The 24,334-nt window shown below is 69.2% G+C and carries 19 protein-coding genes and 1 pseudogene; 6 read left to right on the top strand and 14 right to left on the bottom strand.

Features of this window, described 5'->3' with window-relative positions:
- Positions 1–9: 9 nt before the first annotated feature.
- Positions 10–372: a YciI family protein gene (locus YWW_RS0105280; RefSeq protein WP_026929294.1), complete on the bottom strand. Its 363-nt coding sequence runs from the start codon at positions 370–372 to the stop codon at positions 10–12.
- 106 nt (positions 373–478) lie between these two features.
- The gene (locus tag YWW_RS0105275) at positions 479–1,537 is read right to left on the bottom strand and encodes a substrate-binding domain-containing protein (RefSeq protein WP_051325407.1); all 1,059 of its coding nucleotides are present in this window, start codon (positions 1,535–1,537) and stop codon (positions 479–481) included.
- Positions 1,538–1,862: 325 nt separating this feature from the next.
- Between YWW_RS0105275 and YWW_RS28445 the strand changes: the two genes are divergently transcribed.
- From YWW_RS28445 to YWW_RS0105260, 3 genes are all read left to right on the top strand, one after another.
- Positions 1,863–2,840 carry an MBL fold metallo-hydrolase gene (locus tag YWW_RS28445; protein WP_081687210.1) on the top strand — a complete coding sequence of 326 codons (978 nt, stop codon included), beginning with the start codon at positions 1,863–1,865 and terminating at the stop codon, positions 2,838–2,840.
- Positions 2,841–3,153: 313 nt separating this feature from the next.
- Positions 3,154–5,004, top strand: coding sequence for a vWA domain-containing protein (locus tag YWW_RS0105265; protein WP_035704084.1), 1,851 nt, complete (start codon positions 3,154–3,156; stop codon positions 5,002–5,004).
- A 1-nt stretch (position 5,005) separates the two neighbouring features.
- Positions 5,006–6,409 (top strand): extracellular solute-binding protein, encoded by a 1,404-nt coding sequence (locus tag YWW_RS0105260; protein ID WP_035699502.1) that lies wholly within the window; start codon positions 5,006–5,008, stop codon positions 6,407–6,409.
- Here the strand turns inward: YWW_RS0105260 and YWW_RS0105255 are convergent, their stop codons facing one another.
- Both YWW_RS0105255 and YWW_RS0105250 read right to left on the bottom strand, forming a co-directional pair.
- A complete protein-coding gene (locus YWW_RS0105255) occupies positions 6,410–7,330 on the bottom strand; it encodes an aldo/keto reductase (RefSeq protein WP_051325406.1) in 921 nt (306 codons plus the stop codon).
- Positions 7,331–7,457: 127 nt separating this feature from the next.
- Complete coding sequence (locus tag YWW_RS0105250) at positions 7,458–7,964, bottom strand: MarR family winged helix-turn-helix transcriptional regulator (RefSeq protein ID WP_035699562.1); 507 nt, start codon at positions 7,962–7,964, stop codon at positions 7,458–7,460.
- Positions 7,965–8,094: 130 nt separating this feature from the next.
- On the opposite strand from YWW_RS0105250, the gene YWW_RS0105245 reads away from it, so the two are divergent.
- Both YWW_RS0105245 and YWW_RS0105240 read left to right on the top strand, forming a co-directional pair.
- The gene (locus tag YWW_RS0105245; RefSeq protein ID WP_026929288.1) at positions 8,095–9,003 is read left to right on the top strand and encodes an EamA family transporter; all 909 of its coding nucleotides are present in this window, start codon (positions 8,095–8,097) and stop codon (positions 9,001–9,003) included.
- A gap of 18 nt (positions 9,004–9,021) precedes the next feature.
- Entirely contained in the window at positions 9,022–9,657 is a 636-nt protein-coding gene (locus tag YWW_RS0105240; protein ID WP_026929287.1) for an NAD(P)-dependent oxidoreductase, read from the top strand.
- A 67-nt stretch (positions 9,658–9,724) separates the two neighbouring features.
- On the opposite strand, the gene YWW_RS0105235 is transcribed toward YWW_RS0105240, so the two are convergent.
- The 10 genes and pseudogenes from YWW_RS0105235 to YWW_RS0105195 form a co-directional block, all read right to left on the bottom strand.
- Positions 9,725–10,024: a HigA family addiction module antitoxin gene (locus tag YWW_RS0105235; RefSeq protein WP_026929286.1), complete on the bottom strand. Its 300-nt coding sequence runs from the start codon at positions 10,022–10,024 to the stop codon at positions 9,725–9,727.
- 37 nt (positions 10,025–10,061) lie between these two features.
- A pseudogene (locus YWW_RS34820) lies at positions 10,062–10,343 on the bottom strand (type II toxin-antitoxin system RelE/ParE family toxin).
- Positions 10,344–10,407: 64 nt separating this feature from the next.
- Positions 10,408–11,217 (bottom strand): ABC transporter permease, encoded by an 810-nt coding sequence (locus YWW_RS0105230; protein WP_026929285.1) that lies wholly within the window; start codon positions 11,215–11,217, stop codon positions 10,408–10,410.
- The gene (locus tag YWW_RS0105225; RefSeq protein WP_026929284.1) at positions 11,214–12,194 is read right to left on the bottom strand and encodes a daunorubicin resistance protein DrrA family ABC transporter ATP-binding protein; all 981 of its coding nucleotides are present in this window, start codon (positions 12,192–12,194) and stop codon (positions 11,214–11,216) included. The genes YWW_RS0105230 and YWW_RS0105225 overlap by 4 nt, the downstream gene beginning before the upstream one ends.
- Before the next feature lie 271 nt (positions 12,195–12,465).
- Positions 12,466–16,422 carry an ATP-dependent RNA helicase HrpA gene (gene hrpA, locus YWW_RS0105220; RefSeq protein ID WP_026929283.1) on the bottom strand — a complete coding sequence of 1,319 codons (3,957 nt, stop codon included), beginning with the start codon at positions 16,420–16,422 and terminating at the stop codon, positions 12,466–12,468.
- Positions 16,423–16,486: 64 nt separating this feature from the next.
- On the bottom strand, positions 16,487–17,026 hold the full coding sequence (locus YWW_RS0105215; protein WP_026929282.1) for a hypothetical protein: 540 nt from the start codon (positions 17,024–17,026) through the stop codon (positions 16,487–16,489).
- Positions 17,027–17,079: 53 nt separating this feature from the next.
- The gene (locus YWW_RS0105210) at positions 17,080–18,672 is read right to left on the bottom strand and encodes an ABC-F family ATP-binding cassette domain-containing protein (protein WP_026929281.1); all 1,593 of its coding nucleotides are present in this window, start codon (positions 18,670–18,672) and stop codon (positions 17,080–17,082) included.
- 327 nt (positions 18,673–18,999) lie between these two features.
- Positions 19,000–19,794 carry a lytic polysaccharide monooxygenase gene (locus YWW_RS0105205; protein ID WP_026929280.1) on the bottom strand — a complete coding sequence of 265 codons (795 nt, stop codon included), beginning with the start codon at positions 19,792–19,794 and terminating at the stop codon, positions 19,000–19,002.
- A 350-nt stretch (positions 19,795–20,144) separates the two neighbouring features.
- A complete protein-coding gene (locus YWW_RS34815) occupies positions 20,145–20,258 on the bottom strand; it encodes a methionine/alanine import family NSS transporter small subunit (RefSeq protein ID WP_081687208.1) in 114 nt (37 codons plus the stop codon).
- Complete coding sequence (locus YWW_RS0105195) at positions 20,255–21,817, bottom strand: sodium-dependent transporter (protein WP_035699504.1); 1,563 nt, start codon at positions 21,815–21,817, stop codon at positions 20,255–20,257. The genes YWW_RS34815 and YWW_RS0105195 overlap by 4 nt, the downstream gene beginning before the upstream one ends.
- A 311-nt stretch (positions 21,818–22,128) precedes the next feature.
- On the opposite strand from YWW_RS0105195, the gene YWW_RS0105190 reads away from it, so the two are divergent.
- A complete protein-coding gene (locus YWW_RS0105190; protein WP_035704080.1) occupies positions 22,129–24,324 on the top strand; it encodes an ATP-binding domain-containing protein in 2,196 nt (731 codons plus the stop codon).
- Positions 24,325–24,334 lie beyond the last annotated feature (10 nt).

Here is a 24,334-nt window from a genome sequence, read left to right as displayed (position 1 = left end):
GCCGCGATGCTACTCCTCGTCGAGGATCCGTCGGACTTCGTGGATGAGCTCGAAGCCCGGCGCGTGCTCGCGGTGCAGCTCGATCGACTGCCTGGCGACCTCGACGGCCTCCTCCTGGCTGCGGCACTGCACGATGAAGTAGCCGCCGATCCATTCCTTGGCCTCGGCGAAGGGTCCGTCGACGATCTTGACCTTGCCGCCGTGCAGGTCGACGCGGGCGCCCCGCTCGGTGGGCTCCAGTCCGGCGGCGTCGACGAGGATGCCGTCGGCGGCGAGCTTGGCGACGAAGGCGCCCATGGCCTCGTGCAGCGCGGTGGGGTCGCCCTCGAAGTCGAGGGGACGGTCGTGGACGACGTTGATGAGGTAACGCATGGCCTTGCTCCTTCGGGTTCGATCTCGGCCTTACACCTCTGAGTCGATCGGCCGGGCGCCGATTCGACACTCCGGCCGGAGAATCTCGAAAATCTTCGGGGGGGGTCTAGAACTCCTGGGGCTCGACGGCGTTGTCGACGTCTTCGACGGTGAGGTACTCGCTGCCGACGAGCTCCTCTTCCCAGTTGCTCTGGTCGATGTTCACCGGCTGCAACAGGTAGGAGGGCACGAACTTGAAGCCGTTGTTGTAGGTGCCGAGGTCGTTGACCTCGGGGTCGTTGCCGTTCACGATGCTCTTGACCATGCCGGAGGCGACCGCCGCGAGATCGCGGGTGTCCTTGAAGACGGTCTGGGACTGGCCCTTCTCGTCCCTGATGAACTGGACTGAGAGGGCTTCGGCGTCCTGGCCGGTGACCACCGGGAACTCGTCGGTGCCGGGAGCGAGTCCGAAGTCCTCGAGTGCGTAGACGACACCTCGGCTGATGCCGTCGTAAGGAGCGAGGACCGCATGGAGTTCGCGGTCCTCGTAGTGGTCTTCGAGCAGCCTGGTCATGCGGTCCATGGCGACGGCCCCGCTCCAGCGCTCGGTGGAGGTGACCTCCTGTTCGGTCTCGTTCGACGGGATCGCGATGACCCCCGAGTAGGTGTAGCGCTCGAGGGTGTCGAGAGCGCCTTGGAAGAAGTACTGGGAGTTGCTGTCGTCGAGCGAGCCGGAGAAGAGCTCGATGTTGAACGGGCCTTCGACGCCCTCTTCTTGGACGCCCAACCGGTCGAGGATGTGTTTGGCCTGGAGGACGCCGACCTCGTAGTTGTCGAACGAGGCGTAGTAGTCGACGTCGGGGGTGTCGAGGATCAGGCGGTCGTAGGAGATGATCGTCACGCCGCGGTTCTTGGCCGTGGCCAGGATCTCGCCGAGGGAGCGGTTGTCGATCGCGCCGATGATGAGGAACTCGACGCCCTGGTCGACCATGGACCGGATCTGCGTTATCTGCAACTCGGGGTCGTCATCCCCGTATTGGAGGATGGTCTTGTAGCCGGCCTCCTGGAGCTGCTGCTCCAGGAACCCGCCTTCGATCACCCAGCGGTCGGAGGTCTGGGTGGGCATGGCGATGCCGGTGAAGCCGGAGAGGGAGGAGGACTCCCCGTCCGTCGAGCATCCGGCCATTGTTGCAACTGCGACACCTGCCGATCCATACAACAGGCGACGGCGACTGAGGTGCATGAGGGCGGTACTCCTTCGTATAGAAAAAGGGGTGACAATTCACCAGAAAATTTACACGAACCAGTTTTTCCACAAGTGACACATTCCGTGACCGAACCGTTGCCGAATATCAGGATAAATGTGCATGAAGCGGGCGGCGTCGGGACCGAGAGCGCGGAACATTACTCGACCGTAGATCCTCGGATGAGCACGCTCCGCCCGGCCCCGCCGCACTGAGAGACACCGCTCGCCACGGGAGGGCACGCGACGACCGAATACCATGACGTCCATGGGTGACCGATGGGTGGAGCTGGCCGACCGGGTCTGGGTGCGGCGCTGCGAGGAACTGGACCTGTCCCTCGGGCTGGTCGCCGGCGACGACTGCTGCCTGGTGATCGACACCGGCGTCAGCGCCGACCACGGCTTCGCCTTCGCCACCGCCGTCCGCGAGCTCACGCCGCTGCCGTGGCAGATCGCCTACACCCACGACCACTTCGACCACTGGTTCGGGACCGCCGCGTTCGGCGAGTCCTCGGTCTGGGCGGTGGCCGACGGCGCCCGCTACATCGGTTCCGGCGACGAGCAGCGCAAACGCTGGGCCTCGAAGTACCGGCTCCAGAAGCGCGAGGAGGACGCCAGGGCCATCGGCCGCTCGCGACTGGTGCCGCCGAACTGCCAGGTGAGCGGCGCGATCGGCCTGAACCTCGGCGGGCGGACCGTGGTGCTGCGCCAGGTGGGCCTCGCCCACAGCGACAACGACATGGTGGTGGAGGTGCCCGACGCGGGCGTGCTGTTCGCCGGGGACCTCTTGGAGAACGGCGCGCCGCCGTCCTACGACGACGCCTTCCCCTACCACTGGCCCCAGGCCGTGGAGTACCTGCTGAGCTGGAAGCCGAAGACGGTCGTGCCCGGCCACGGCGATCCGGCCGACTACTGGTGGGCCAGGAACCAGGTGCGCGACATGGCCGAGGTGGCGCGGCTGTGCGGCGAGGTGGCCCAAGGTCTGGTGTCCGCCGAGGAGGCCGCCGAGCACGCGCCGTTCGGCCCGGAGACGATGCGCACCGCCATCGAGCGCAGCCGGGTGCTGGCGCCGCCCCCTCCCCCGCCGCCGCTCCCCGAGCCTCCTCGCCAGAGCGAACCCGAAGGGGCCCAAACAGGACAGATGGGCAATCCCGCTTTCGACGCGGCCCCTTGGAGGCCCGTGATCGTCTACGACGTCTTCGACTACAGCATCGACCTGACCCAGGGCCTCGGCGACAACCGCTGACCACCCTCCGAAGGGGAGGAACGCGCGGCTCGCCGGAATGAGGCATACTGTTGTCCATCGATCTCAGGCCGTTATCGGCCTGGATGAACACGATCCCGATACGCCCCTGTAATCCACCCCTTCGGGAGCAGCAGTGTCCTCCGATCAGTCCGACGAAAGCAGCGACCCCGCCCTACGCGAGCCGACGCGCGCCGGGACACCACCTGAACCCGGGTCCTCTGCAGTGCAGGCGAAACCTTCTGACAAGTCTCTGAGCGAGTGGCAGACGTCCAGCGCGACCGCGCCGGCGGCCCTCGCCGTCGGACTCGCTCTGGTGGGGATCTTCGCCGAGGGCCTCACGGGAGCCCCGCTCCGGATACTGCAGGTCTTCGCGGTGCTCCTGGCCGCCGCCGCCCTCTGCATACTCCTCATTCCCCGCTGGCCGAGTCGGAAACTCCTGGCGGGACTGCTCGCCGTCGTCGCGGCCCTCACGGTGGCCGTGGGCGTCGGCCTGACGCAGATCCGCGAGTTCGTCAACCCCAGCTGCGACGACCCGGTGGAGCTGAGCGTGCTGCTGCCGGTGGACGGCGCCTTCGGCTTCGAGGAGGGGGTCGGGGAGTTCGCCGAGCAGTACGTCGACGACTCGGGATGCAAGCTGGCCAACGTGACCGCGTACTCGGCGCCGTGGCCGGACGTGCAGAAGGCACTGGAGCTGGGCTGGGAGGTCGACGAGGAACTCGAATCGGACGACCCGCTCTTCGGCTTCGCCCCGCAGCGCGACGTCGGGCCCCGCCCGGACCTGTGGCTGGCCGAGTCGCCCGCGCAGGTCGAGCTGGCCGAAGAGCTGCTGAGCGGCGCGGGCTCCGACGGCGTCCTCGACGCCGACGCGGCCGCCCCGATCGGATCCACACCGCTGGTCATGGCGGTGCCCGATCAGATCTTCGACACCGGGTTCGGCCCCGACAACCAAATTCTCGACGAGAGCCCGGCGAGCCTGGCACAGCGGCTCGGCGACGAGTACGGGCTCTCGGTGGTCCGCGCCGACCCCACGCTGTCGCACACGGCGCTGTCGTTCCTCAAGTTCCTGTACGACGACGATGCCGAAGCCGTCGGCGTCCAGATCGAGAAGCAGCTCGCGCGCTCGGCCGAGGACATCGGACTGGGCCTGCCCGGCAGCGACACCAGCCTGATCTGCGGGCTCACCGAGACCTCCTCCTCCGGGGCGGGCACGGCGGTCCTGACCACCGAACGAGCGCTGTCCCAGCACAACAGCGGCGCCCCGCTCGGGGACGACTGCCCCTTGAGGGTCGGTTCGCGCTCGGGGTACTCGCCGCTCTATCTCGAGGAGCTCGGCAGTCTGGACTACCGGGCCGCTCGGCTGGGCTGGGACGACCCGTGGGCGGACCGCCGCTCGGAGGTCGCCGAGGACCTGAGCGCGTGGCTCGCGGGCGAGGACGAGGCGTGGTCGCCCGAGCGGATCGGCATCCGCGGCAACGGCTACGACGGCGCCGCGATCGAAGGCGATCTGAACTTCGCCCTCAACTTCCAACCGTCCGGCGAGCCGCTCACCGCCGGCGAACCCGCTGCGCTCCTGAGCACCTACGGCGAGAGCCGGGTGCCGACGAACGTCCTGCTCGCCATCGACGACTCGCTGACGATGGGCACGCAGATCGGCGGCGAGGGCCTGAGCCGGTTCGAGCTGGCCGTCGAGGGCGTCCGGGCGGCGCTGGGGTACCTCAGTCCGCGCGACGCGGCGGGTCTGTGGACCTTCCCCGCCGAGGGCGCGGCCTCACACGACGTGCTGCTGGAGATCGCGTCCGGGCGCGGTCCGCAGGACGCGGACCTGCTCTCCGACCACCCGCTGGTGCGCGGCGTGGACCTGCACCAGACGCTGGTGGAAGGCGTCGAGGCGCTCGAAGCGTCGTCCGGAGAGGACAGCGTCGAGGCGATGGTCGTGCTGACCGACGGCGCCGACCGCGACGACTCCGCCATCGGCGTCGCCGACGTGATCGACCGCGTCACCGATTCGGAGGTCTCGCTCTACATCATCGCCGTCGGCGACGCCTCCTGCCGGTCCAAGAACTTCACGGACATGACCGCGAGCCCCCGCATCAGATGCATCGAGGCCGAGGAGGGCCAGATCAAGACCACCTTCGACAGCCTGTTCGGGCAGTTGTGGAGCTGAGATGGGAAGAGTGCGCGAGTTCCTCGGCGGACCGCTGATGCGCAGGAGCCTGCTGCTCGGCACGGGCGCGGCGATCATCGGCTACGGCGGGTACGTGTTCGGCGAGTACGACCGCCCGCGGAAGGAGTGGGAAGACCTGGGCGACCGGCCGCTCAAGCTCTACAGCCCCCGAGACGACACCGCGAACCGGCAGCGGATCCTCCTGATCGACCAGTGGAACGCGATGCATCCGAAGCATCAGGTGGACATCGTCGAGCATTCGAACATCACCGACCTGTCCTACAGCGTCATCCACGCGCGGCTCCAGGCGGAGGACCCGGACGTCGACGTCGTGGAGCTCGACGTGCCGTGGATCGCCGAGTTCGCCGCCGCTGGGTACATTCAGCCGCTCGAGGACGTCGACTCCTCGGGGTTCATCGACCGGACCTATGAGGCCGGCGTCGTCGACGGCGAGGACTTCGCGCTGCCGTTCCACTCCGATGTGGGGATGCTGTACTACCGCAAGGACTTCGTCTCCGATGAGCGGGCGGCGGCGCTGAGCGACTGGGAGTCGCTGCGCGAGCTGATCGGCGAGGTCGCGGCGGACGGCGGCTTCGAGGGCGGCATCGCCATGCAGCTGGACGCCTATGAGGGCTTCACCGTCAACGTGTGGGAGTACCTGCTGGCCAACGGCGTCGACACGGCCGAGAACGGCTCGATCGACTTCGGGCCGGGTTCGCGGGCCGTCGAGCTGCTGGAGACGATGGCCGGCGACATCCATCCGGAACTGGGCTCCTCTTCGAACGAGGTGCCGAACATCCTCCCCACCTCGCTCCAGTTCGACGAGGACGCCTCGCGCGTCGCGTTCCAGGAGGGGAGGACGCCGCTGCTGCGGCATTGGCCGCGGGCCTTCAGCCAACTCCCGAGCTGCGACCCCGATTTCGAGGTGGGCGTGAGGCCGATGCCAGGAGGAGTGCTCGGCGGCCGGAGCCTGGCGATCAGCGCGTTCTCCGAGCGCCGGGTCGTCTCCCAGGCCCTCATCGAGTTCCTGACGGGCCCGGCCAGCCAGCAGCTCATCTTCGAGCGCGGCGGCTTCGCGGCCACCAGGCACGAGCCGTACTACGACGCCGTGGCGCAGATCGAGAACATCCTGGAGAGCAACGAGGTCCCCGAGGACGACGAGGCCGCCGAGAGCGCGCTGCTCGAGGAACTCCGGTGCGAGGAGGCGGGCGATTCCCTGCCGCGGATGGAGGCCGAGCAGCTCCACACCGCGCTCGAAAGCGCCGGGCGCCGCCCCGGCGTCGAGCGGTACACCCAGTTCAGCCAGGCGTTCCACGGCTTCCTGCACGGCAGGTTCGAGCGTGCCTCCGCGCCGGACCTCGACGGCCTCGGCGAGGCGCTCCAGGACGCGATCGAGGGCCGGTAGCTACTGGAAGCCCGCGATCGCGTGCGGGACGTAGAACTCCTCCAGTTGCATGACCTCCTCGTCGTCGAGCTCGATGTCGAGGGCGGCGAGGGCGTCCACCAGGTGGCCTGGTTTGGTGAGGCCGACGATCGGGGCGGTGACGGCCGGGTCGCGCAGCATCCAGGCCAGGGCGATCTGGGCGCGCGGGACGCCGCGCTCGGCGGCGACGGCGCCGAGCCGCTCGACGATCTTCCGATCGGACTCCTCGGTGCCCTGGTAGAGGCTCTGCGCGTAGTGGTCGGTGGCCGAGCGGGCGGTGGCGTCCTCGGGCTCCCGGGCGAGGAGCCCGCGCGCGAGCGGGCTCCACGGGAGCACCCCGACGCCCTGGTCGAGGCACAGGGGCAGCATCTCGCGCTCCTCTTCGCGGTTGAGCAGGTTGTAGTGGTTCTGCATGGTCGCGAAGCGGGTCCAGCCGTTCAGGTCCGCGGTGAACAGGGCCTTGGCGAACTGCCAGGCGTACATCGAGGAGGCGCCGATGTAGCGGGCCTTCCCGGCCTTGACCACGTCGTGGAGGGCCTCCAGGGTCTCCTCGATCGGAGTGGCCGGGTCCCAGCGGTGGATCTGGTAGAGGTCGACGTAGTCGGTGCCGAGGCGGCGGAGGCTGTCGTCGATCTCGGTCATGATGGCCTTGCGGGAGAGGCCGGCGCCGTTGGGGCCGGGGCGCATCACGCCGAAGACCTTGGTGGCGATCACGACCTCGTCGCGGCGGGACATGTCGGCCAGGGCCCGTCCGACGATCTCCTCGCTGGAGCCGTCGGAGTACACGTTGGCGGTGTCGAAGAAGTTCAGGCCCGCCTCGAGCGCGTCGCGGATGACCTCGCGGGCGGCCTCCTCGTCGAGGGTCCACGAGAGCGGGCCCCGTTCGGGCTCGCCGAAGCTCATGCAGCCTACGCAGAGCCGGGACACCTGGGCTCCTGTGGTGCCGAGTCGGGGTATCGCATGGTCGCGCCTCCATCGTTGCGAGATGTTCGTGCTTCGGCTTGCAGGGCGGTGGTTACCCGGTACGGAGCTAAGCGAACGGCTGGTCGGCGAACGCGGCGTGGAGCTTGCGCAGCAGCGCGTCGAGCCGGCGGCGTTCGTCGGCGTCCAAGGCTTCGAGCATGCTCTCCTGGACCTCGAGTCCCGCGACGACGGCCGCGTCGATGGCCCTGCCGCCCTCCTCGGTCATCCTGACCTTGAGGCCGCGGCGGTCGCCGGGGTCGGGGAGCCGCTCGACGTACCCGGCGTTCTCGAGCTTGTCGAGGCGCCCGGTGAGGCCGCCCGAGGAGAGCATGAGCGTGGTGCTGATCTCCTTGGGCGAGAGGGTGTACGGCGGCCCGGAGCGCCGGATGCTGGCCAGGACGTCGAACTCGCCGCGGCCGAGGCCGTGTTCGCCGTGGGCGCGGGCGAGCATGGCTCGAAGCTTCTCCGACACGCGGTGCATGCGTCCGAAGACGGCCATGGACTCGAGTTCGAGCTCGGGTCGCTCCCGGCGCCACTGTTCGACGATGCGGTCGACCGCGTCTGGTTCAGTCATGGGGACATTCTCGCTCACCTGCCGGAACATCATGGAAGTACCTCTCAAGGAAATAAATTCAGCCCAAGTATCTTGACAAGAAATATCTTAGAGCTAAGCTATTTTAGTACAAGATACTTGGAGGCAAGGCATGACCACCCGCACCCGCGACATCGTCCTCACCGCCCTGGCGCCCGCCATGTGGGGCACCACCTACCTCGTGACCAGTGAATTCCTGCCGCCCGACCGGCCCCTGCTCACCTCGCTGCTCCGCGCGCTCCCCGCCGGCCTACTGCTCATCCTCATATCCCGGCGACTGCCCCGAGGCGAATGGTGGTGGAAGGCGGCCGTCATCGGCACGCTCAACATCGCCGTGTTCTTCGCGATGCTGTTCCTGGCCGCCTACCGGCTGCCCGGAGGCGTCGCGGCCGTGGCCGGAGCCGTCGGCCCGCTCGCGACGGCCGGGGCCACCATCCTCATCCTGAACCAGAAGGTGCGGCTGCGCACCTGGCTGCTCGGCATCGCCGGGATCGCGGGCGTCGCAATGGTGGTGCTGACCGCCGAGGCGCGGCTCGACCTGATCGGGGCCGTCGCCGGCATCGGCGGGGCCGTCTCGATGTCCGCCGCGGTCGTGCTGACCAAGCGGTGGGGCCTGCCGCCGCAGGCCGGCCCGGCGGCCCTCGCCGGGTGGCAGCTCACCGCGGGCGGACTGCTCCTGGCTCCGGTGGCGTTCGCCGTCGAAGGCGGGCTGCCGGAGTTCACCGCGGTGAACGTCGCCGGATACGTCTATCTGGGACTGGTGAACACGGCATTGGGCTACTGGCTGTGGTTCCGTGGCATCGGCAGGCTCTCGGTGGTGCCGCTGAGCTTCCTGGGCCTGTTCTCGCCGCTGACGGCCGCCTTCCTCGGCTGGCTGGTGCTGGGCGAGACGTTCACCGTCTGGCAGACCGCCGGCTTCGCCGTCGCGCTGGGAGCGACCTTCGTGAGCCAGCTGCACGCTCGCCCGAAGGCCGTCCCGCCGCTCGCGGCGGCGGAGAACCGCGAACTCGTCCGAGTCTGATCGAGAGGAAACGAGCACATGCGCATCACAGTATTCGGAGCCGCGGGCAACGTCGGCCGCCGGACCGTCGTCGAGGCGATGTCCAGAGGCCACGTGGTGACGGCCGTGGTCCGCCGCCCGGGATGGGCGTTCCCCGAGGGCGTGCGGATTCGGACCGGCGACGTGACCGACACGGCCGCGGTGGAGCGGCTGAGCGCTGAGGCGGACGTCGTGATCAGCGCCGTGCGTCCTGCGTCCGGAGTGGAGCATCAGCAGGCCGCCGCCACGAAGACCCTGTTCGACGGCATCGCGCCGAGCGGCGCGCGGCTCTTGATCGTCGGCGGGGCGGCGACGCTCAGGGTGCCGGGGACGGGCGGGCTCGTGATGGACGATCCGCGCTACGTGCAGCCGGCGTGGCGGGCCGTAGCAGAGTCGAGCGCCGAGCAGCACGAGGTGTGCAGGGGCGAGGAGCGGGTCGACTGGGTGTACGTGAGCCCGCCGGCGAACCTCGTGCAGGGCGAGCGCACCGGCCGCTACCGGCTCGGCGGCGACGAGCTCCTGACCGACGAGGAAGGCGAGTCCCGGATCTCGATGGAGGATCTGGCGGTCGCCCTCATTGACGAGGCGGAGTCGCCGCGCCACCACCGGACCCGCTTCACCGTCGCCGCGGCCTGATCTGGGCCGACGAAAACCGCTGCGTAGAGCACGGCCGAAGCACCACCAGGGATGCTTCGGCCGCGCTCTACGCAGCGGCGAACGGCTCGATCCGGCGCAGATCCGCCGCCAGCCGGTCTCGCTCGATCTCGAGATCGTAGTGGTCTTGGAGGTTGAGCCAGAACCGGTCGGACGTGCCGAAATACCGTGCCAGCCGGAGCGCGGTGTCGGCGGTGATCGATCGCTTTCCGCGCACGATCGCGTTGATGCGGGGCACCGGCACTCCGATGGCGTGCGCGAGCTTGTACTGCGAGATGCCGAGGGGCTCCAAAAACTCCTCGAGCAGGATCTCTCCCGGGTGGATCGGGGGTAGCAGTTCCTCGGCCATCACGCTCTCCTCCTCGCCGGTTCGCCTCTGGTCCATTTCAGTGATAGTCAACGATCTCCACACCCTCCGGTCCCGCATCCGTCCAGCGGAAGCACACTCGCCATTGCTAGTTGACGCGAATGCTGTGCTGGCCCTCTCGATCACCCCGCAACTTCTCAAGGCGGTTGCCTGGCGGCACCCGCAGGTCTTCGAGCGATTCAGCTGCGTGAAGGATCGAGAGCTTCTTCCTCACCGCTCGCTGCGTGGCTCCGTCGAATCTCTTCGACCGCTTCCTCTCCCAGATCCGCTGGGCTTCTTTGTCGTCAAATGATCTCAGCACACCCGATGTTAACGCGTCGCGTTATTAACGCCAAACATTAACGTCGGCGTGTCGCCCTCACGGGTCAGACCATCTTCTTCTTGTAGGCGCGCATGGCGAGCGGGGCCGTGACGGCGAATATCACCACTGCCCAGACGGCCGTCCACATCAGCGGTTCGGCGATCGGGCCGCTGGAGAGCAGGCCGCGCATGGCGTCGGCCAGGTGCGTCACCGGATTGACGTTCGCCCAGGTGCTCAGCACGCCCGGCATCGTGGAGGTGTCCACGAAGGCGCTGGAGGTGAACGTCAGCGGCATGATGACCACGAAGGAGTAGATCTGGACCTTCTCCTCCGAGTCGGCCAGCACGCCCATCAGGACCGAGACCCAGGAGATCGCGAGCGCGAACACCACGATCACCACCGTCGCCAGCAGCGCCCCGCTCACGCTGCGCAGCTCGAAGCCCATGATGATGCCGAGGATCAGCATGACCGCCACCGACCACACCTGCTTGAACAGGTCGGCGAAGATCTTCCCCGCCAGCGGCGCCGAGCGCGCGATCGGCAGCGAGCGGAAGCGGTCGTAGACGCCCTTGCGCAGGTCGGCGTTGATGCCGGTGCCGGTGTACATGGTCAGGAAGATCGCGTTCTGCGCGATGAGGCCACCGAGGACGTACTGGAGGTAGTCGGTGGTGGACCCGGCCATCTGCCCGCCGAAGACGTAGACGAACAGCAGCAGGAACATGACCGGGCTCAGCGACAGGTCCACGAGCTCGAACGGGTTGTGCTTGATGCGGACCATCTGCCGCCAGGCCATCGAGAGGGTCTGGCCTATGGTCGCGCCCAGGCCCGGTCGCCCGGCGACGTCGGCCGGGATGTCGAGAGTCGCAGCCGTCATTGTCCTGTCTCGCTTTCGGTCTCGTTCTCTTCGTCGGATTCGGCCCGGTGGCCGGTCAGTGTCAGGAACACCTCGTCGAGGCTCGAGAGCCCGAGGTGGAACTCGGTGAGGACGATGCCCCGTTCGCGCAGGTCCGCGGCGAGCACGGGCATGATCGCGTCGTCGTTGACCCCGAGGGTGACCACGCCGGCCTCGACCAGCGGTTCGAGCTCGGGGAAGCGCTCGGTGACGAGGCCGCCGACGGCTTCGAGCTGGGCGGGGTCCTCGGGCTGGATGCGCAGGGTCTGCCCGCCGATCTTGGCCTTGAGCTGGGTGGGAGTGCCGGTGGCGATGACGGTGCCGTGGTCGATGACCGCGATGTCGTCGGCCAGCTGGTCGGCCTCCTCCAGGTACTGGGTGGTCAAGAGGACGGTGGTGCCGTCGGCGACGAGGCTGCGGACGAGGCCCCACAGCTCGCCGCGCGCCCGCGGGTCGAGCCCGGTGGTGGGTTCGTCGAGGAAGAGGATGCGGGGCCGTCCGACGAGGCTCGCGGCCAGGTCGAGGCGGCGGCGCATGCCGCCCGAGTAGGCCTTGGCGGCCTTGTCGGCGGCGTCGGAGAGGTTGAACTGGGCGAGCAGTTCGCGGGCGCGCGCCTTGGCGTCCCGCGTGGGCATGCCGAGCAGGCGCCCGATGAAACGCAGGTTCTCCTCGCCGGTGAGCAGTTCGTCGACGCCGGCGAACTGGCCGGTCAGGCCGATGAGGCTGCGGACGTGCGGGGCGTCGCGCACGATGTCGTAGCCGCCGACGCGGGCGGTTCCGGCGGTGGGTTCGGAGAGGGTGGCGAGCATGCGCACGATCGTGGTCTTCCCCGCCCCGTTGGGGCCGAGGACGCCGAGCACCGTGCCGGCCCGGGCGCTGAGGTCGACTCGGTCGACGGCGACCAGGGCGCCGAAGTTCTTCGTCAGCCCCTCGGTTTCGATGGCGTTGTCATGCGACACGTCGTCCTCCTTGCTGGATGCGTCCGCTGTGTCGGTTCAGTGAAACTGGTTCAAGTGCTGTAGTCATCATCACACCATAATGATGTCATTAAGACAAGTAAGTGACGTCATTTAATTGACGTGTGGCGGCGTGGCGCCGAAACGAGTTCAGTTTGATCATGCACCCCGGGTCCGACAGGTGCGAACGATTTGTTCAGGCCACACCTGTTCGAGCACGGCGACGCCGAGTTCGTCATCGACTCCGCGAAGGCCCACGCTCCGCTGAGCGGCGTCACAGCGACTGGAGGAGCTTGCGGACGCGCTTCTCGCTGACCTGGTAGCGGGTGCCGAGCGGCTGGGCGAAGAAGCTGACGCGCAGCTCCTCGATCATCCAGCGCAGCTCCTGCCCTTCGGCGGTCCGCATGGCCGCCGGGCGGGCCCGCGCCAGCGCGTCGCGCTCGGCCTGGAGGCCCTGCACGACGTCCATCTTGGCCTTGTCCCCCGCGACGTCGTCCTTGACGCGCCGGGCGCGGTGGACGATGCCCTTGACGTAGCGGGTCAGGTCGTCCAGGCGCCACCAGCCGGTCGCGCCGAGGAAGCCGTCGGCGCCGACCAGCCCGTCGAGCTGGGCGCGCATGTCGCTCATGGCCGCGAGCATCGCGAAGTCGAACTTGCCCTCGAGCAGCCTGGACGCCTCGCGGGCCTCGGTCAGCGCCGCGGCGGCCCGGCGGGCCACCGCGACCGACTCGCCGGCCACCTCGGGCCGGGCGCGCTTCAGCAGCGCCTCGAAGCCGTCGCGGTCCCACGCCGGGCCGCCGCCTTCGATGAGGACCTTGTCGAGCACCACGCGGACGCAGTCGTCGAGGAGCGCACCGACGCTCTGGTAGGGACCGGTGGCGAGGACGAGCTGCTCATTGCGGGTCAGCGCCTCCTTGAGGTGCGGGTCGGGGACGTTCAGTTTGATCAGGCGCCTGGTCCCGGCCCACATGTTCGCCGCCTGCGCGCCCTGGTCGGCGAAGGCCTTGACGCCGACGCTCTTCCCCTCGTCGAACAGGGCCGGATAGGCCTTGGCGACGTAGCCCTTGCGCGGAGTCTCCTGGATCTTCGGCAGACCGTCGAAGTCCCAGGAGGTCAGTCCGGTGCGTTCGAGCTCCGGCGCGGCCTCGGCCGCCGCCTCCTGGGTCTTGGGGGCCAGCTGCCGCTGGAGCGCGCCGAGCTCCTTGCCCTGGGCGAGGAGCGAGCCGTCCTCGTCCTTGACCTGGAACGTCATGAGCAGATGGCCGGGGATCTTGGTGAGGTCGAAGGCGTCCTCGGGGACGTTGACGCCGGTCATGGTGCGGAGCGTGTCGGCCAGGGCAGCGGTCATGGGGCGGCCGTCGTCGGGGGCCATGCGGGCGACGGCGGCCCTGGCGAAGTCGGGGGCCGGCACGAAGTTGCGGCGCAGGCTCTTGGGGAGGCTCTTGATGAGCGACTCGGCGAACTCGGCCCGCAGGCCGGGCACCTGCCAGGTGAAGGCGTCCTCGTTGAGCTGCTGGAGCGCGGCGAGCGGGACCTCGACGGTGACGCCGTCGCTGGCCGAGCCCGGCTCGAACTCGTAGTCGAGTTCGAGGTCGACCCCTTCTGAGGTCCACACCTCGGGGTAGGCCTCGGCGCTGACGTCCTCGGCGCGGTCGCCGAGCAGCAGGGCCTCGTCGAAGTCGAGCCGGTGCTTGTCCTTCTGCTTCTTCCACCACGAGTCGAAGTGGCGCCCGGAGACGATGTCCGCGGGCAGGCGCTCGTCGTAGAACTCGAACAGGGTCTGCTCGTCGGCGAGCAGGCCGCGCTGCCGCACGCGGTTCTCGAGGTCCTCGACTTCGGCGATCTTGTCGCGGTTGCGCTGGAAGAAGGGGTGGTGGGTCTCCCACTCGCCCTGGACGAGCGCGTGCCGGATGAACAGCTCGCGGCTCGCGGCCCGGTCGATCCGTCCGAAGTTGACCTGGCGGCGGGGCACGATCGGGACGCCGTAGAGGGTGACGCGCTCGAAGGCGAGGACGGCGCCGGACTTCTTGGACCAGTGCGGCTCGGAATACGTGCGCTTGACGAGGTGCTCGGCGAGCGGCTCGACCCATTCGGGCTCGATCTTGGCGCAGATGCGGCCCCACAGGCGGGAGGTCTCGACCAGTTCGCCCGCGACGACCCACCTCGGCTGCTTCTTGAACAGTCCCGAGCCGGGGAAGATCGCGAACTTGGCGTTCCGGCCGCCGAGGTATTCGCGCTTGTCGGCCTCTTTGACGCCGATGTGGGAGAGCAGTCCGGCCAGGAGGGCGGTGTGGATGCGGCGGTTGTCCGGGGCGGGTGTAGTCGGGGCGGTGGAGATCTTGAGGCTTTTGAGGACGCTGGTGATCTGCCGGACCAGGTCCTGCCATTCGCGGATGCGCAGGTAATGGAGGTATTCCTGTTTGCACATCCGCCGGAAGGCGCTGGAGGAGCGGGCGCGCCGCTCGTCTTCGAGGTACTTCCAGAGGTTGAGGTAGGCGGCGAAGTCGGACTCGGGGTCGTTGAAGCGGGCATGGGCCTGGTCGGACTGGGCCTTCTTGTCGGCCGGGCGTTCCCGCGGGTCCTGGATGGACAGCGCGGCGGCGATGACGGCGACCTCGTGGACGCAGCCCTCCTCCTTGGCCTGGAGGATCATGCGGGCCAGGCGCGGGTCGATCGGCAGTCGCGCCAGCTCCCGGCCGGTCCTCGTCAACCGCCGCTCGCCGCTGCGGACGTCTTCGAGCGCGCCGAGCTCGACCAGCAGGTCGACGCCGTCCTTGATGTTGCGCGCGTCAGGGGCGTCGACGAACGGGAAGTCCTCGACCTTGCCGAGCTTCGCGGAGGTCATGAGGAGGATGACGCTGGCGAGATTGGTGCGCAGGATCTCCGCGTCGGTGAACTCGGGCCTGGAGTCGAAGTCCTCTTCGGAGTAGAGGCGGATGCAGACGCCTTCGGCGACGCGGCCGCAGCGCCCGGCCCGCTGGTTGGCGCTGGCCTGGCTGATCCGCTCGATCGGGAGGCGCTGGACCTTGGTGCGGGCCGAATAGCGCGAGATGCGGGCGTACCCGGCGTCGATGACGTAGCGGATGCCGGGGACGGTCAGGGAGGTCTCGGCGACGTTGGTGGCCAGGACGATGCGCCTGCCGGTGTGGGAGGAGAACACGCGGTGCTGCTCGGCGGCCGAGAGGCGGGCGTAGAGCGGGACGATCTCGGTGTGGCGCAGCTTCGCCTTCTCCAGGGCGTCGGCGGTGTCGCGAATCTCCTGCTCGCCGGAGAGGAAGACGAGGATGTCGCCGTCGCCTTCGCGGCCGAGCTCGTTCACCGCATCGAGGATGCCGTCGATCTGATCGCGCTGCTCGTCCTCGTCGACGAGGGGCCGGTAGCGGATCTCGACGGGGTAGGTGCGCCCGGAGACCTCGAGGATCGGGGCGGGGACGGGCTCGGACGCGCGCTGCTGGTTCGATTCGCCTCGGGAGTCCTGCCTGCCTGTTTCGTCTCCGGCGCCCTGCTTGCCGAAGTGCTGCGCGAAGCGCTCGGGGTCGATGGTCGCGGAGGTGACGATGACCTTGAGGTCGGGGCGCTTGGGGAGGATCTGCTTGAGGCAGCCGAGGATGAAGTCGATGTTGAGGCTGCGCTCGTGGGCCTCGTCGATGATGATCGTGTCGTAGGCGCTCAGGAGCCGGTCGTGCTGGATCTCGGTGAGCAGGATGCCGTCGGTCATGAGCTTGACGAAGCTGGAGTCCGAGACCTGGTCGGTGAAGCGGACCTTCCAGCCGACGGCCTCGCCCAGCGGCGAGCCGAGCTCCTCGGCGATGCGCTCGGCGACGGCGCGGGCGGCGATCCGTCGGGGCTGGGTGTGCCCGATCATGCCGCGCACTCCGCGGCCCAGTTCGAGGCAGATCTTGGGGATCTGCGTGGTCTTGCCCGAGCCGGTCTCCCCGGCGATGATGACGACCTGGTTGTCCCTGATGGCCTCGGCGATGTCGTCGCGGCGCTGCGAGACGGGCAGCTCGTCGGGGTAGACGATCTTCGGGACGCTCGCCGCGCGCGCGGCGAGCGCGGCCTCCTTCGCCGCGATGTCGGCTTCGAGGGCGTCGAACGCGGCCTTGCGGGCCGGGCCGTCGAGCTCGCGGGCCTCGCGCAGGCGCCTGCGCAGCGCACGCTGGTCGGCCGTGCGCAGCGCGAAGACGCGCTCGCGCAGGCCGGTACGGGATTTCGAGGTGCTGCTGGGCATGACGATCGTCAAGGATACGCGGCCGTCCCAGCACGCGCCATGCGATTTCCGGGGGCCGGAATCGCTACCCGGCGGCCAGGTCGCCGCAGAGGACGCGGTCGGCGCCGGCCTGCTGGAGCTGCTCGTTCGAGCCGCTGGCGTGGACCACGACGCTCACGGCCCGGTCGTCGGCGACGAGGTCCGAATCCAGGGTCATCTCGCCGGCGCCTTCGCCGTCGGTGACGACGTACGTGTGAATGTGGTTGGGTTCTCCCCCGCCCTCCGCGTCGGGGTCGGCGAGCCAGTGCCGCCCGCCGGGCGGGTCGGCGTCGCAGGCGCCGTCGTGGACGTGGGCCGGGTACTCGGTCTCGGGGGCCAGGCCGGAGACCGAGAGCGTGACGGTCGTGCCGTCGTCGTCGGCGGCGAGCTCCACGGTCCCGGTGCCCTCGGGGTGGATGTCCGTCCATCCGTCCAAGACTTCCAAGGCGGCTCGCCTGGTCTCGGCGACGGCGTCGCCGGTGGGCTCGCCGTCGGATTCCTCGTCCACCTCGCCGCCGCACGCGGCCGCCAGTCCGAGCAGGACGGCCGCGGCGACGGCGGGCGACTTGCGGAGCAGTGTTCTCATTGCGGCCCCTTCCAGAGCGTCGGATGCTCAGTATCCGACGGGCCGCGCCTCTCTCACCGCATCTCGGGGCCCGTGTCCGAGACGATTCCCTTCCCGCGTTCCAGATGAACGGCCCTGGTGAGGGCGAGCCCGTCGAGGAAGGCCTCGTCGTGGCTGACGACGACCAGCGCCCCCCGGTAGGCCGTCAAGGCCTGCTGGAGCTGCCTGGTCGAGGTCATGTCGAGGTTGTTCGTCGGCTCGTCGAGCAGCAGCAGGTGCGGCGCGGGGCGGGCCGAGAGCACGGTCACCAGCGCCACGCGCAGCCGCTCGCCTCCCGACAGCGTGCCGACCAGGTGGAAGACGGTCTCGCCGCGCAGCAGGAAGCGCGCCAAGCGGGTCCGCAGCAGCGTCGGGTCGGCCTCGGGCGCCCGGGAGCGGACGTTGTCGAGGACGCTCGCCTCGTCGTCGAGGAACTCCAGGCGCTGGGTCAGGAAGCCGTGCGGGACGCGGGCGGCCGCCGCGACGGCGCGCAGCAGCGTGGTCTTGCCCGAGCCGTTGTCGCCGGTCAGCCCGATCCGCTCGGGCCCGCGGACGTGGAGGCCGAGGCCGTCGCCGTACAGGTCGCCTTGCTTGAGGCCCTTGAGGAGGACGATCTCACGGTGGACGCTGACGGTGGTCTCGGGCAGGTCGACGTTGATGGCGTCGCCGCCTCTGACCTCGGCTTCGGCCGCTTCCAACTGCCCCTTGGCCTCGTCGACGTCCTCCTCCTTCTCGATGCGGTGCTTCGCCCGGGAGACCTGGGCCTGGCGCTTGCGCTCCTGCATGACGATCTTCGGTTCGGCCTTGTTGGCGAATTTCTTGCGCCCGAACCGTTCGCGGTGGGCCAGTTTCGTCTGCGCCTCTATCAGCTCGCGCTTCTGGCGGTGCAGGTCGGCCTTGGCGTCGCGGACGGCCCGCTGCGCGGCCTCCTGCTCGATCGCGATCGCGCGCTCGTAGTCGTCGAAGTTCCCTTCGAAGACGCGGATGCCGCCGCGGTAGAGCTCGGCGACGGCGTCGACGTGCTCCAGCAGCGCCCGGTCGTGGCTGACCACGACCAGCGTCCCCTGGAAGCGGCGGATCGCCTCGTAGAGGCGGGCGCGGGCCGAGCCGTCGAGGTTGTTCGACGGCTCGTCGAGCAGCAGCACGTCGGGCCGCAGCAGGAGCCTGCCCGCGAGGCCGACGAGCATGGACTCGCCGCCGGAGAGCGTCGCCACGGTGCGTTCGAGTCCGATGTGGTCGAGCCCGAGCTCGTCGAGCGTGACGCGGGCGCGGCCCTGGAAGTCCCAGTCGTCGCCGATGGCGGCGAAGTGGGCCTCGTCGGCGTCGCCGGACTCGATGGCCTCCAGGGCGCGCTGCTTGGCGGCGATGCCGAGCAGCTCGGCGACGGTGTCGTCCAGGCGCAGCGGCAGCTCTTGCGGCAGGTAGGCGACGAGTCCCGAGACGGCGACGCCGCCCGCGTCGGGAGAAAGCCGCCCGTCGATGAGGCGCAGCAGTGTGGACTTGCCGGTGCCGTTGTCGCCGACCAGGGCGGTGCGGCCGTCGGAGAAGACGGCGTCGAGGCCGTCGAAGACGGGTTCGCCGTCGGGCCAGGAGAAGCTGAGATCGTTGACGGTGATGAAGCTGGACATGCGCGGCTTCCTCTCGGATTCGATGTGGACGGGATCGAATGCGAGACATCGCGCCGATGACCGGATGCACCGGGACGCGGGATTCCAGCTGGATTTCAAAAGGCCCGACGGGCTCCCTGAAGATCGCAGACCGCCCGCTCGTGCGGGGGCCGGAGCCGGTTGACGGCTCGACGGCCTCGCCGAGAGCGTGGCGCGATGTCTGTGATCTACAGCTTCAAGGGAGTTCCCAACGTCGACGACAAGGACCGGATCGATGGTAGCGGTTCGGGCGGGTGCCGTCAACGATGTCGAGGGGCGGCGCCGGACACACCGCCCCTCGGTCGTGGATCAGCAGGTTCTGACGCGTTCCCAGACGCCCCAGTCGCCGGTGGTGCCGGGCTCCTCGCCCTGCGTCCACCACTTGGCGCGCCATTCGGCGCCGGCGTGGGTGACCGTGTCGCCGCCGTTGTAGACGGCGGCGGCGCCCCAGGCCGAGGCGGTGCAGTCGCCGGTCGGCGGGGGATCGTCGTCTCCGCCGCCGTCGTCGCTGCCACCGTACTGGACGTCGACGCACGAGTAGAAGGCGTTGGCGGTGTCGGCGATCGTCCAGACCGCCAGGATCAGGTGGTGGCCGGACTTGCTCGGCAGGTTGACGTTGTGGGTGACCGACCAGCCGGGCTGCGCCCCGTTGTCGTAGTCGGTGTAGAGGGGCGCGGGCTCCAGGTCCGCGCGGGTCAGCGGCTGGGTCGGGTCCCAGCCGTCGCGGGTGATGAAGTACTCCCATTTGTCGGTGGAGTGCGCGGCGGTGATCGTCCAGGTGAACGTGCGCGAGCCGGCCGAGACGTTCGTCTTGGGCCAGTTGCCGCCGCGCGGGTCGTCGAGTTCGGAGAACCGGCCGTTGCCGCCGGAGCAGATCGATCCGTCGGCGGGCCCGGCGGCGGGGAAGCCCTTGGGGCCCTCGACGCTGTGCGGCTCCCACTGGATCGCGCCGCAGTCGGTGGCGGCGCCGCTCTTGCAGTGCGCTCCCCGGCTGGGGATGTCGGAGACGTAGCCGTGGCCCCAGGCGGGGCTCGCCATCGTCGCCGACAGGATCGCTGCGGCGAAGACGCTGAGTACCGCCAGGAGACGTTTGGTTCGGCGCATCTGTCGCTCCTCTCAGGGGGTATTGGAGGCGGTGATCTGCGGGATCTTACTGACCACCTTCTTAACTAAAAACTAAGCTAACAGTTTTTGAACACGCAGCACAAGGGTCAAGTTCCATCAATTCATGTCAATAAAAAGAAATCCGGCCGCATCCGTGACGGATGCGGCCGGTGAGGCGGCCGAGAATCGGGCGGCGCGGGTGCGGCGGGGCCGGTCTCCGCAGGCGAGGCCGTCGGCTCGCGCCTCGGCACCGTGCCGGTCGGGGCTCGGGCGTCGGGCCGCTTTTCGGCGCCGCCGCAGGCGGCGCGCGAGCGACGAACCCGTCGCCCGTCCGGCCGCTCGCGGCCCGGTCAGTCCTCGTCGGGCTGCTCGGGGTGGGTCATCAGCGTGGTCGCCGAGACGATCAGTCCTCCGAAAATGATGACGATGGCGATGATCATCATCGTGATGGCGGTGGCGCTCATCGGGTCTCCTCCTTCCCACCGGTCAGGGTGGCCTCTCCCGGAACGTCCGCCTCGTCGACGAGCTCGGGCACGTCCTTGCGGCGCAGGATGAGGGCCATGATGACGCCGAAGGCGAGGGCGCCGATCGCCACGGTCCAGCCGAACGCCTGGTTGGCGTTGTAACCGCCGAGCGGATCGTCGGGGTTGTTCGGGTCGGCGGCCATCAGGTCCCGGATGTTGAAGATGAGGATGGCCGTGAGCATGACCGGCGTGATGACGCCGAGGCATACCAGCCAGATCGGACCGATCTTGAACGTGGAGGTGGCGTTGGCGTTCTCGCGCAGCGCCTTCCACTTCCACGCCAGCCAGACGACGGCGACGATGCTGACCGGCGCGGCCACGGCGATGCCGTACTGGTTGATGTAGTAGTCGGACATGTCCAGCCGCATCAGGCCGCTCGTGGTGGGCAGCAGGAGGGTCGAGACGACGGCGATGCCGCCGCCGACGAACAGCGTGGCCTTGAGGCGGCTGACGCCGAAGCGGTCCTCGACGGCCGCGACCGGCACCTGGACGATGCTGATCAGCGAGGTCCATCCGGCCAGCACGAGCGAGCCGAAGAACAGGATGCCGAACAGCCCCTGCGCGAACGGCAGTGTGTTGATGATGGTGGGGAAGGCGACGAACGCCAGTCCGACGCCGGTGAGCGACTGCTCGGCGATCGGGACACCGGATTCGAGGGCCATGAATCCGAGCACGGCGAACACGCCGATTCCGGCCAGGATCTCGAACGAGGAGTTCGCGAACCCGACGGTGAACGCCGAGGTCGTGATGTCGGACTTGCGCTTGAGGTAGGAGGCGTAGGTGATCATGATGCCGAAGCCGATCGACAGCGAGAAGAAGATCTGGCCGTAGGCGGCGAGCCAGACCCGCGGTTCCGCCACGGCCTCCCAGTCGGGGGTGAAGAAGGCGTTCAGGCCCTCGGCCGCGCCGTCCAGGGTCAGGGCCTGGACCACGAGCACGCCGAACATGACCACCAGCAGCGGGATGAAGATCTTGCTGGCCGTCTCGATGCCCTTGCGGACGCCGGCGCCGATGATGAACAGGGTCACCAGCCAGATGACGACCATGACCAGGCCGATGCCGGGCAGCCAGTTCGAGAAGGTGTCCAGCGTCCCGTCGTTCTGCAGGAAGTCCTCCATCAGGAAGGTGGCCGGGTCACCGCCCCATTCCTGGCTGATCGAGAAGTACCCGTACCAGGCCGCCCAGGCGATGATCGCGGCGTAGTAGACCGCGATGACCATGGAGATCGCCACCTGCCACCAGCCGATGGCCTCGGCGTTCTTGTTCAAGCGGCGCAGCGCGACCGGCGCCGAGCCCTTGAAGCGGCGCCCGATCGTGAACTCCATGATGAGCAGCGGGATCCCCGCCGTCAGCAGCGCCACGAGGTAGGGCACGAGGAAGGCGCCGCCGCCGCTCTCGTAGGCGACGCCGGGGAAGCGCCAGATGTTGCCGAGTCCGACCGCCGAGCCGATGGCGGCCAGGATGAACCCGACTCTCGTCCCCCAGTTCTCTCTTATCATTTTGCATCTCTCCAGTCACGCACTGTGAAGGCACTCACATTTTGCTTCACGGTATCCGCACCGTTAAAGCCCGGTCAAGGAACCGTTATCAGCGTGTTATAAGTCTCCACTCACCAAAAGACGCCCGCGTCCGTTTCCAGAAGACGGCCCGCCTCAGCCGAATCGACCCGCTCAGAGCGGCTCCGACCGGAGACGATCGGCGACCGCGGCGGTATGATTTTCTGTTGCGTCATTGAAATCCGAACACTCTGCGCGTCGCATTCGCAGGCATTCATCCCGTTCCGCACCCGAGGAGATCTGTGTCCGCTCCCATGATTCCCGCGATCGAGACCGAGCAAACGCGCCTCGACCGCCTCTACGCCCGGCTCGACGAGATCCGGGACGCGGCCGAGGCCCGGCTCGACGAGTCGCGCCGCAAGCATGTGGAGAACGAGCAGGAGCTCTCGCAGCGCGACGCCGAGTCCCACTTCCACCGCCGCCGCATCGCCCAGCTCGACGCCGTCGAGGAGGGGCTGTGCTTCGGCCGCCTCGACTACCTCGCCTCGGACCGCCCCATGTACCTCGGGCGCATCGGGCTCCACGACGAGGGCGGCGAGCAGCTGCTGGTCGACTGGCGCTCGGAGGCGGGCAGGCGCTTCTACCTGGCCACCGCCGCCTCCCCCGCCGGCGTGAGGCGCCGCCGCCACCTCCACACCAAGGGCCGGCGCATCGCCTCGCTCAACGACGAGGTCCTCGACCTCGACAGCGCCGACGGCTCCGGTTCCACGATCGGCTCCGAGGGCGCGCTCATGGCCGCCCTCGACGCCGCCCGCACCGGGCGCATGCGGGACATCGTCGCCACCATCCAGGCCGAGCAGGACCGCATCATCCGCGCGCCCCTCGAAGGGATCATGATCGTCGACGGCGCCCCCGGCACCGGCAAGACCGCCGTCGCCCTCCACCGCGCCGCCTACCTGCTCTACGAGCACCGCGAGCAGCTCCAGCGCCGCGGCGTGCTCATCATCGGCCCCGGCGCCCAGTTCCTGCGCTACATCTCCGAGGTCCTGCCGGGCCTGGCCGAGACCGACGTGCTGCTGCGCACCCCCGCCCAGCTGTTCCCCGGCATCGTCCCCGAGCGGCCCGAGTCCGAGGCCGTCGCCGCCGTCAAGGGCCGCGCCGTCATGGCCGGGGTCATCGCCAGCGCCGTCGCCGACCGCCAGATCGTGCCCAGGGACCCGCAGCCGGTCCACTACGAGGGCCACACGCTGTGGCTGCGGCCCGAGAAGATCACCTCCGCGCGCGACGCCGCCCGCGAGACGGGCCTGGCGCACAACGAGGCCCGCGAGACCTTCCACAAGCGCGTCATCGCCGACCTGGCCATGCAGTACGCCGACATCATCGGCGAGGACCCGCTCGGCGGGGAGAACCTGCTCGGCCTCGAGGACCGCGCCACCTTCGCCGCCGAGATCGCCACCGACCCGGTCATCCGCGGCGAGATCGAGCGGCTGTGGCCCGAGCTGACGCCCACCGAGCTCCTCGAGGACCTCTTCGCCTCCCCCGCGCTGCTGGCCTCGGCCGCCGCCGTCCTCGGCAAGGAGGAGCGCCGCCTGCTCAGGCGCGAGCCCGGCGGCTGGAGCGAGGCCGACATCGCACTGCTCGACGAGGCCGCCGAGCACCTCGGCGAGGCCGAGCGCGACCGCGGCGCCTCGCTCGACGAGGAGCAGCTCGCCTACGCCGAGGACGTCCTGTCGATCGCCTCGGGCTCGGCCTCCTTCGACTTCGAGGACGAGGAGTCGGAGATCCTCCAGGCCACCGACGTGATCGACGCGGCCTGGCTCGGCGAGCGGCAGGTCGACCGGCGGTTCGTCTCGGTGGCCGAGCGGGCCGCCGCCGACCGCCGCTGGATCTTCGGGCACGTCATCGTCGACGAGGCGCAGGAGCTGTCGCCGATGGTGTGGCGCGCGCTGCTGCGCCGCTGCGTCGCCAGGTCCTTCACCGTCGCCGGGGACCTCGCCCAGTCGGGGAACGCGGCCGCGCCGCACAGCTGGGCCGAGGTCTTCGACGCCTCGGAGCTGAGCTGGCGGGCCGAGCAGCTCACCGTCTCCTACCGCACCCCGGCCGAGGTCATGGCCGTCGCCTCGCGGGTGCTCGACGCCATCGACGCCGAGGCCCCCCGGCCCAGACCGGTCCGGGCCTCGGGCAGCGAGCCGTGGCTGGAGATCGTCCAGGAGCGCCTGCCCGAGCGGGTCGCCGAGCTGGCCGCCCACGAGGCGAGGGCCGGCGAGGGCAGCGTGGCCATCGTCACCACTCCCGCGATGGCCGCCGAGCTCGCCTGGATCGACACCGCGTCGGTCCTGACCGTCAGGCAGGCCAAGGGCCTCGAGTTCGACAGCGTCATCGTCGTCGATCCCGACGCCATCGCGGAGGCGAGCCTGAGGAATCTCTATGTCGCGTTGACGCGCGCCACGAAGCGACTGGGCATTGTGGCCCCCGACAAACCGGTCTTTCCCGGTGCCGAGGTCCTGTAGGAGTCGTCCC

This window comes from Glycomyces tenuis DSM 44171, assembly GCF_000427885.1.
Lineage (GTDB): Bacteria > Actinomycetota > Actinomycetes > Mycobacteriales > Micromonosporaceae > Glycomyces > Glycomyces tenuis.
The sequence above is the reverse complement of the archived record's forward strand: the minus strand, read 5'-3'. Positions and strand labels throughout refer to the sequence as shown.

Excerpts from the sequence above, each read along its gene's own strand:
- YWW_RS0105280 (WP_026929294.1), bottom strand. The coding sequence starts at position 372 with ATGCGTTACCTCATCAACGTCGTCCACGACCGTCCCCTCGACTTCGAG.
- YWW_RS0105275 (WP_051325407.1), bottom strand. The coding sequence starts at position 1,537 with ATGGCCGGATGCTCGACGGACGGGGAGTCCTCCTCCCTCTCCGGCTTC.
- YWW_RS28445 (WP_081687210.1), top strand. The coding sequence starts at position 1,863 with ATGGGTGACCGATGGGTGGAGCTGGCCGACCGGGTCTGGGTGCGGCGC.
- YWW_RS0105260 (WP_035699502.1), top strand. The coding sequence starts at position 5,006 with ATGGGAAGAGTGCGCGAGTTCCTCGGCGGACCGCTGATGCGCAGGAGC.
- YWW_RS0105255 (WP_051325406.1), bottom strand. The coding sequence starts at position 7,330 with ATGAGCTTCGGCGAGCCCGAACGGGGCCCGCTCTCGTGGACCCTCGAC.
- YWW_RS0105250 (WP_035699562.1), bottom strand. The coding sequence starts at position 7,964 with ATGACTGAACCAGACGCGGTCGACCGCATCGTCGAACAGTGGCGCCGG.
- YWW_RS0105245 (WP_026929288.1), top strand. The coding sequence starts at position 8,095 with ATGACCACCCGCACCCGCGACATCGTCCTCACCGCCCTGGCGCCCGCC.
- YWW_RS0105240 (WP_026929287.1), top strand. The coding sequence starts at position 9,022 with ATGCGCATCACAGTATTCGGAGCCGCGGGCAACGTCGGCCGCCGGACC.
- YWW_RS0105235 (WP_026929286.1), bottom strand. The coding sequence starts at position 10,024 with ATGGCCGAGGAACTGCTACCCCCGATCCACCCGGGAGAGATCCTGCTC.
- YWW_RS0105230 (WP_026929285.1), bottom strand. The coding sequence starts at position 11,217 with ATGACGGCTGCGACTCTCGACATCCCGGCCGACGTCGCCGGGCGACCG.
- hrpA (WP_026929283.1), bottom strand. The coding sequence starts at position 16,422 with ATGCCCAGCAGCACCTCGAAATCCCGTACCGGCCTGCGCGAGCGCGTC.
- YWW_RS0105215 (WP_026929282.1), bottom strand. The coding sequence starts at position 17,026 with ATGAGAACACTGCTCCGCAAGTCGCCCGCCGTCGCCGCGGCCGTCCTG.
- YWW_RS0105210 (WP_026929281.1), bottom strand. The coding sequence starts at position 18,672 with ATGTCCAGCTTCATCACCGTCAACGATCTCAGCTTCTCCTGGCCCGAC.
- YWW_RS0105205 (WP_026929280.1), bottom strand. The coding sequence starts at position 19,794 with ATGCGCCGAACCAAACGTCTCCTGGCGGTACTCAGCGTCTTCGCCGCA.
- YWW_RS34815 (WP_081687208.1), bottom strand. The coding sequence starts at position 20,258 with ATGAGCGCCACCGCCATCACGATGATGATCATCGCCATCGTCATCATT.
- YWW_RS0105195 (WP_035699504.1), bottom strand. The coding sequence starts at position 21,817 with ATGATAAGAGAGAACTGGGGGACGAGAGTCGGGTTCATCCTGGCCGCC.
- YWW_RS0105190 (WP_035704080.1), top strand. The coding sequence starts at position 22,129 with ATGATTCCCGCGATCGAGACCGAGCAAACGCGCCTCGACCGCCTCTAC.